The 7,314-nt window shown below is 46.2% G+C and carries 5 protein-coding genes and 3 pseudogenes; 5 read left to right on the forward strand and 3 right to left on the reverse strand.

Annotated features, from left to right (window positions below):
* Positions 1-54 precede the first annotated feature (54 nt).
* The 3 genes from OKC31_RS21110 to OKC31_RS21120 form a co-directional block, all read right to left on the reverse strand.
* Positions 55-318: a UvrD-helicase domain-containing protein gene (locus OKC31_RS21110; protein WP_270657661.1), complete on the reverse strand. Its 264-nt coding sequence runs from the start codon at positions 316-318 to the stop codon at positions 55-57.
* On the reverse strand, positions 315-1,301 hold the full coding sequence (locus OKC31_RS21115; RefSeq protein WP_049636925.1) for a hypothetical protein: 987 nt from the start codon (positions 1,299-1,301) through the stop codon (positions 315-317). Before OKC31_RS21115 ends, OKC31_RS21110 begins: the two co-directional genes overlap by 4 nt.
* 72 nt (positions 1,302-1,373) lie before the next feature.
* Positions 1,374-2,510: a Fic family protein gene (locus tag OKC31_RS21120; protein ID WP_270657663.1), complete on the reverse strand. Its 1,137-nt coding sequence runs from the start codon at positions 2,508-2,510 to the stop codon at positions 1,374-1,376.
* Between the two features lie 314 nt (positions 2,511-2,824).
* Between OKC31_RS21120 and OKC31_RS21125 the strand changes: the two genes are divergently transcribed.
* The 5 genes and pseudogenes from OKC31_RS21125 to OKC31_RS21145 form a co-directional block, all read left to right on the forward strand.
* Complete coding sequence (locus tag OKC31_RS21125; RefSeq protein WP_270657665.1) at positions 2,825-3,307, forward strand: molybdopterin-binding oxidoreductase; 483 nt, start codon at positions 2,825-2,827, stop codon at positions 3,305-3,307.
* A gap of 1 nt (position 3,308) precedes the next feature.
* Complete coding sequence (locus OKC31_RS21130; RefSeq protein WP_270657668.1) at positions 3,309-5,216, forward strand: putative bifunctional diguanylate cyclase/phosphodiesterase; 1,908 nt, start codon at positions 3,309-3,311, stop codon at positions 5,214-5,216.
* Positions 5,217-5,391: 175 nt separating this feature from the next.
* A pseudogene (locus tag OKC31_RS21135) lies at positions 5,392-6,153 on the forward strand (PAS domain-containing protein); the annotation flags it as partial.
* A gap of 183 nt (positions 6,154-6,336) precedes the next feature.
* A pseudogene (locus OKC31_RS21140) lies at positions 6,337-6,693 on the forward strand (methyl-accepting chemotaxis protein); the annotation flags it as partial.
* Between the two features lie 145 nt (positions 6,694-6,838).
* Positions 6,839-7,314: pseudogene (locus OKC31_RS21145) on the forward strand (IS5 family transposase); the annotation flags it as partial.

Here is a 7,314-nt window from a genome sequence, read left to right on the forward strand (position 1 = left end):
TTCATGTAGAACCTCCTGCGTTCAAGATACGAGAAAATTCTACTTATGAGCACCTCAGTTTTTCGGGGGGATTACCCGGATTTCTGGTATCACTCCCGACTTTAGTGCTGTGTTCAATTTCTCAGTGAAGTTCTCCTGGGCAGATTTGTTGTACATCAAAATCAGGATGGAACGAGGGTCCGTCCCCGTTTTTACTAACCTTTCAATGCGCTTGACGAGAGTGGTTGTTTTTCCACTGCCCGGTACGGCCTTTACCAACGCATGTCCGGTATCATGGCCAACAATGCTTTTTTGCTCCCAAGTCAGTCTTTTTGTCATGCCTTAACCTTGTAACTGGCGCACTGACGGGCCTCTGTGTAAGGAACTATTTTTGCCTTACTTCGACATTGCAGATAGCCATCCTCCCAGCGGTTTGCTTGCTCGCACATAATGCAGTTAGAAAATAGCGAATGAGGATCGGCTTGACGGAGAAAAGTTCTTAAGTTATCGGCCAACTCGGCACCTCCTAACGATTTCGGCCATGTGTTGACGTCAGAGTTGATTGTTAGATCCACTTCAGCGAGTCGCATCGTTTGTTCGTTGAGTCGGCCGGAATCGCTTAAGCTCCAAACAGACATAACCACGTTACCTGCGGAGCAGACGCCAGTGCACGTATCAACGGTTTGCGAGGGAGGGTCCCAGTTGAACACTCTCAGAGAAGTATCCTTGATTGAATATGACCCGGTAAGCAACATCTGAATATCGGCGGCAGAGCAGACCTTAAACTCAAGAATCGGGATGCCGGTTTCGATCTTCTCTTGAGAGCAGGGGTGCGTAACAAAAATCTCTACATAACAACGCCTTTCGCCAGCAGCATCACACAACATTATGTCTGGGCGCAGTCCTGTAACCTTATCGTACTTTTCCAACTCAGCCTGATCGAAGAATTGAGTCAAGTTGTAGCGCGCAGGTACGAATTTTAGGCAGTGAAGTGCTTCGTCCCTAACTAATGCCAAACGAGAACCATTACAGGAAACCCGGCGCTCTAGCTCAAGGCTAATAGGCACTTCGTGGCTGAGAGCTTGTTGGTAGCGATAGAAGAATGCTTCTTTGGCGCACTTGTGCAGGTAGGTTTCAACGGCACAACATTCTTCAGAATGACGGAAGTGCTTAGCATAGTTTTCGCCTAATACTGGCGTGAGGTTTTTTTTACAGCCTGGACAGGTGTAGATACTCGAGCGCAGAGCATCGCTAATGTGCGTGAGTGCGCCTTGGCTGTCTAAGGCGAAGGCGTACTGTATTGAGCTGGATTGACTTGTCATGACTGCAAAGGGTCCCAGAAAATCGCCGCTAAGAACAGGTCTGTGAAACTCATCCTATTTTGAGTCCCTTTATCAGTGATTTGTCAATTTGAGCCTATAACGGGTACTTCTACCGCCTCCACTTGCCCCTTTTTCTAGGCAGTTTTTTTCCAGTAGATCAGTAAGGTGGCGCGTGGCTGTAGATTTGCTCACCTGAGCAATTTTTTGATACTGGCTGGCACTAATATACGGTAGGCCGTCCTGTGTGTAACCGCCGAGCAAATGGTTCAGTATCATCACCTGTTCAGGGCACAATTGGTCATTAGCGTGTAGCTGCCAGAAACGGTTTCGACCAAGCGCATGGGTGCATGACTGTTGGGCCTGTTCCAGCGTGACGTTGAGTGTGTCCAAAAACCAAACCAGCCACTCTGTGACATCCACGCCTCCTCTCTGAGTCTGCTCCAGAGCGCGATAGTAATCAGCTCGATGCTCGAAAATCACGGTCGACATTGCATACAGAATGATGCTCTGGTTGTCGGCCTGAGAGAGTGCAAGATCGGTGAGGGCTCGGGCAATCCGTCCGTTACCGTCATCAAACGGATGTAACGTGACAAACCAGAGCTGACAGATGGCGGCTCGCAGTAATGGATCTAGGCAGGGATCATCAAAACTGGTATTGAACCAGTCGATGAAAGTGGCCAATTCCTGCTCCAGCCCCTCTCGTGGTGGAGCTTCGAAATGCACGGTGAGTCGATCACGTGCTCCGGATATCACCTGCATCGGCTCATCACCACGCAGCTGGCCAACGCGTATCTGATGCGATCTCCGGTCATCTGCGGGAAAAAGCCAGCGATGCCATTGCAGCAGGCGTTCAAGCGTCAACTGCTCATCGCTGCTAATTGCATCCACAATCATCGCGGCCAGTCCCTCGGATCTAACTGAGGTAGGGTAGGGGGACTGCTCCACTATCCCGAGGCGACATGCCAGAGATGCACGTAACGACTGCGAGTTCAGTTGTTGATTCTCAATAGCCGAGGACGCGACGACATTGGCCAGCAGCGTATCTAGGGCATGTGTCTGATGCGCCAGTGTTGTGTTGTGAGCTGATAAGTGAAGGCCCTGGAGCAACCCCAGATTACAGTGCACTTGGCGTAGCTTTGGCAGTAACTGCCGGTCTTGCCAGCAAAAATGAGGCCAGTTCTCGTGTTGCCAGATCCAGTCTACGGTCATCGATAATCTCGCTGATTTTGTGTCGCGGGCAAGCAGTGCAATGCCAACAATGAGCCGAATCGGCACCACATTCGGCTCACAGTATGAGTCGTTATTCGGCTCATGACACAACCTACCCAATCATCTTCTAGCTGGTTTGTGTTAGAGCCAAAAATTTCGACATACTACACACTGAAGCGTAATTTTTAGTATTCTGAATGTAGATGGGCTCTGTTCCGCCTATTGCTAGTTTATTCGGAGTTAGTGCCCTCCAGTTTGCATTAATGTTTACAAAGTGAGAATAATAAAGTTGTTAGTAATCATGGAGGTGTATCATGGAAAGATGGTTTGGCAGTATGCTGTTGTTATCTAGTTCTCTCATTTCAGGGATGGTGTGGGCAAATGATCCATTCCTCAAAATTAAGGAGGATGGCTGTTGTAACGGTAAAGGTGAGGTTGTGTTAACCCGTGCCGAGTTTGGGGCTTTGCCTCAAACAAAATTCAAGACCCGGACCCCTTGGACCAAGGGAGAGCACACCTATAGTGGCGTGTTACTGAGAGATCTAGCCAAGATTTACGACCTTAAAAGTACAGAGATCAAGGCTGTCGCGCTCAATGACTATTGGGCTGCGGTGCCACTGGAGGATGGTGATAAATATTTAGTCTTGGTGGCAGATAAGCAGGATGGCAAGGATTTGACCATACGTAACAAGGGGCCGCTCTGGATCATCTATCCTCTTACTGAACACCCTGAGCTCGACAAAGAACTCTATCATAGTCGGATGGTGTGGCAGTTGACGGCGCTTGAGAGCAAATAAGATGCTACGCGGCAAGTTTCTGAGCATGATCCTGATGGTTATCACCTTTTTAGGGGTCGCCATCTGGTCTGTATGGAACTATGATCGCGCTTTTAATGCTGTTACGCGACATACACAGCTCTCCGCTTGGGCACTGGCGCAGTTAGAGCTCGAAGTTCACGGATTTCAGGAAGCGCTGGCTTTATATCGTACTGGCGCGGTCAGTCAAGCAGATATGAACAAGCGTTTTGATATTGCATGGAATAGGCTCGATGTATTCCTGCACGGCGAGGATGCCAAGTCTGTAAGAACCCGTTTTGGTGCTGAACAAGCAGCAGGAAAAATCATGCTCCACTTCGAGAAATACGAAAAAGATGTGCTCATGGGAGGCAGAGACTCAGATAATTTGGCCAATTTCTCACAGGAGCTGGACCGTGATTTAGCCGCTATTCACGATGTTATGGTGAAGAGTTTCACAGGTCCTTCCGCCATTGCACAGCGAGATCTGCTCAATTCATCACGTACCCAGAACTTCTTCATTCTAGGCTTTTTGACGATTGCGACAACGGTTATGCTGATGATGTTGTTTCGCGAAGTGCGCCACCAACAATTTCTAGCGTGGCATGATGCACTGACCAGATTACCGAATCGGGCTGCTCTTATCAAACACCTTAAGTTGCTGACATTGCTTCGGCGGAGAAGCAGAAGCATTACAGTTTGTCTGGTGGATCTTGGCCATTTCAGGGAGGTTAACGATAGTCTGGGGTATGAGGTTGGTGATGCATTACTGATCAAACTTGCTGAGCGGATTCGCGCTGTTTTTGCTGACGGTATATTTGCTGCCCGAACCGGTAGCGACGAGTTTGCCATCATTATCTCCGGAACTATGCCTACCTACATACGCTTTCCATTTCTGGAACAACTTCGTCATGAATTGTCTGATCTGGCTGTTAACGCCGATCCGGCCCATCGGGTTAGTGTATTTATGGGGATCAGCCAGTATGTGCGGCCAGCTCACACGCCGGAGGAGATGTTGTTGTTTGCTGATATCGCTCTCGACATCGCTAAATGTCAAAAACTTAATCGTTACGTTGTGTTTTCCAGCAAGCTGCATCAGCAGTACATGCGTAATCGCCGTTTGTCAGCGGAGCTGCGTGAACTTCTAATGTGTACGGAGGGCTCGCATCTAAGTCTTTACTATCAGCCTATTATCCGTGGTCAAGGTTCTGTGCGATTAGGAGCAGAGGTGCTGCTCCGCTGGAATCACCCGGATTACGGCTTTATTCCGCCTCTAGATATCATCACGTTAGCAGAAGAGAACGGTTTGGGGGGGCCTCTGGGTTTATGGATTATGCGGCGGTTAACATATGATCTCACTTCTTTTCCTAGTGACTTGATTGAGCCACTTGAAATATCTATCAACCTCTCCAGCTCCATGTTCAATGTCGGTTTGGCTGCACACTTGGTTGAGCACTTTAGAGGGGCGCCACTGACCTTACAGCAATTGATTGTCGAGCTGACCGAAACCATTGATTTGGATGATCTCGATATGAGTAAGCAGATTATCAACTCCCTGCGTCAGGTCGGTGTGAGGGTTGCTCTCGATGATTTTGGTACAGGTTGGTCATCTTTCTCATACTTGCGGGAACTTCATTTCGACAAGCTCAAGATTGATCGTTCATTTATCACCGCTATCGACAGCGATACTCGCCAAGCCCTGTTCGTCGAGGCGATCACCAACCTGTCTCATAAGCTTGGCGTGCGCGTGGTCGCTGAAGGAGTAGAGAATAGTGAGGAGCTCAAAGCTGTGCTGAGTATTGGGGTAGACGAAATTCAGGGTTATTTCTATTCGAAACCCTTGCCATCACAGGACTTTTTACTTTTTTGTCATCGTTACTTTGTTAACCGTACAGTTATGCAGGTTGTTTAGTTACGATAGATGAGCAAACTGCAACAAGATATCGTGTACTTCCGTGCCAACAATGTAACTATGATATAGAAATGATGAACATTCGCTTCATGTACTATACTATATTTTATGTATAATCTTGCTTTATAGTAAAATGTAAGTTTAGAGTCGGTTTATTGGGGTTGTGGGAGGGGTTATGTGGGGATTCTCAGGTCGTAAGAATATTGCCAGCACAAATGATGATTCAACACTAGTAGAAGCATTTGATTTTGAAACATCCATAAAGAAAAATGTACCGTTTATAAGTTTTACACCTGAAGGTATTGTTGTGGATGTAAATGAACACTTTTTGCAGTTATTTGGTTATCAGTATGCCGAGGTAGTTGGACAACATCATAGGACTATGTGTTTTACTGAAGATACCACTACGAAAGATTATGAAAAATTATGGAGCGACCTTCGTGATGGCGTATCAAGACGAGGTCGATTCATCCGTCAAGCTAAATCTGGAAAAGCTGTTTGGCTAGAAGCAACATACTTTCCTGTAAAGCATCAAAATAAAGTTGTTGGAATAAATAAGATTGCATTCGATGTGACTGCTCAACAGTCTGAACTAGAGAGGACTCAGGCATTATTAAATGCTCTGGATAAATCTTTGTCAGTAATTGATTTTACGCCAGATGGGACAATCATCACTGCTAATAAAAATTTTCTTCAATGTCTCGGATATACACTAGATGATATTGTTGGCAAGCATCATAGAATTTTTTGCTCATCCGATTTTTATGAAAAAAACCCTAATTTTTGGAAGTCACTTAGTTCTGGTGATATTCAATCTGGGTTATTTATGAGGCTCGATAGTAGAGGTAATAATATATGGCTTGAAGCAACATACAATCCAATATTCAATCATGATGGAAAAGTTGTTAAAATAATAAAATTAGCCAGTGATATAACAAATAGAGTTAAGAAGTCTATTACAGTGCGTGAAGCTGCTCAGCAGGCATGTAAGATAGCGAGTGAAACTGTATCAAGTGCAGAGAAAGGGGCTGGCGTCATTAAAAAGGTATTGGAAACGTCATTGCAAATAAGTCACTCTGTAAATGATGTAAGTCACGAAATTGAACGCCTTAATAATCAATCAAGAAATATCGAGTCTATTATATCTACAATTAGTGGTATCGCAGATCAGACAAATTTGCTTGCTCTCAATGCGGCAATAGAGGCTGCAAGAGCTGGTGAGCAAGGTAGGGGATTTGCAGTCGTTGCTGATGAAGTTAGGCAGTTGGCTGCTAGAACATCACTGTCAACAAATGAAATAATCAATGTTATTAAGTTGAACTCGGAAATTACGACAAGAATAACAAAAACAGTATCGGTTGTTTCAAGTAATGTAATAACAGGAAAGGAGCAGGTTGATATAATTAGTGATGTTATACAGGAGATAATTGAAGATGCAAATAGTGTTGCAGAAACAATAAAAGACCTGTCACACTAATAGTGTGCAGATCTAGTTATAACTTTTCGAGGGACTCAAATGGGTGTTTTTTAGGCTGGCGTTGTTTCCCAAATAGATGCAGCTTGAATGGAACTAACTATTGGCTCGGTGAGCTGATCACCTCCATCCCATTCAAGTCTGCATCATGGGCACGTCGCTTCACCCCATCACCAACTGGCTTCAATACATCAAGTCTTTGATTAACCGTGGCTCACTCACCTTCTGGGTTGATATCGAGGCCATGAGCAACTGGTTTCACCACGACTATCATGGGCTGCGGTCCGCAGCCAGCTTTACACTGGCCAGATCATCTGTACATTCCTGATGCTTAAGGGGATTTTCAGTCTTACTCTGCAAGCAACACAGGGACTACTCGATACCCTGTTCGAGTTGATGAACGTACCGCGGTATGCGCCGGACTATAGCTGTGTCAGCAAGCGAGCAAGCTCGGTGACAGTGGCTTATCGACAGCCCCCAAAGGAACGCATTACTGACTTGGTTATCGACTCGACCGGCCTGAAAATGTTTGGTGAAGGAGAGTTGTAGGTCAGAAAACACGGCGCCGAGAAACGGCGAGTGTGGCGCAAGTTGCATCTGGCGGTAGACCCTGTGACCCACGAT

It is taken from the genome of Aeromonas sp. Y293-4 (genome assembly GCF_027705905.1).
GTDB classification, from domain to species: Bacteria; Pseudomonadota; Gammaproteobacteria; order Enterobacterales; family Aeromonadaceae; genus Aeromonas; species Aeromonas veronii.

Bases quoted from the DNA above. Each gene is read 5' to 3' on its own strand.
- OKC31_RS21110 (WP_270657661.1), bottom strand. From the start codon at position 318: ATGACAAAAAGACTGACTTGGGAGCAAAAAAGCATTGTTGGCCATGAT.
- OKC31_RS21115 (WP_049636925.1), bottom strand. From the start codon at position 1,301: ATGACAAGTCAATCCAGCTCAATACAGTACGCCTTCGCCTTAGACAGC.
- OKC31_RS21120 (WP_270657663.1), bottom strand. From the start codon at position 2,510: ATGACCGTAGACTGGATCTGGCAACACGAGAACTGGCCTCATTTTTGC.
- OKC31_RS21125 (WP_270657665.1), top strand. From the start codon at position 2,825: ATGGAAAGATGGTTTGGCAGTATGCTGTTGTTATCTAGTTCTCTCATT.
- OKC31_RS21130 (WP_270657668.1), top strand. From the start codon at position 3,309: ATGCTACGCGGCAAGTTTCTGAGCATGATCCTGATGGTTATCACCTTT.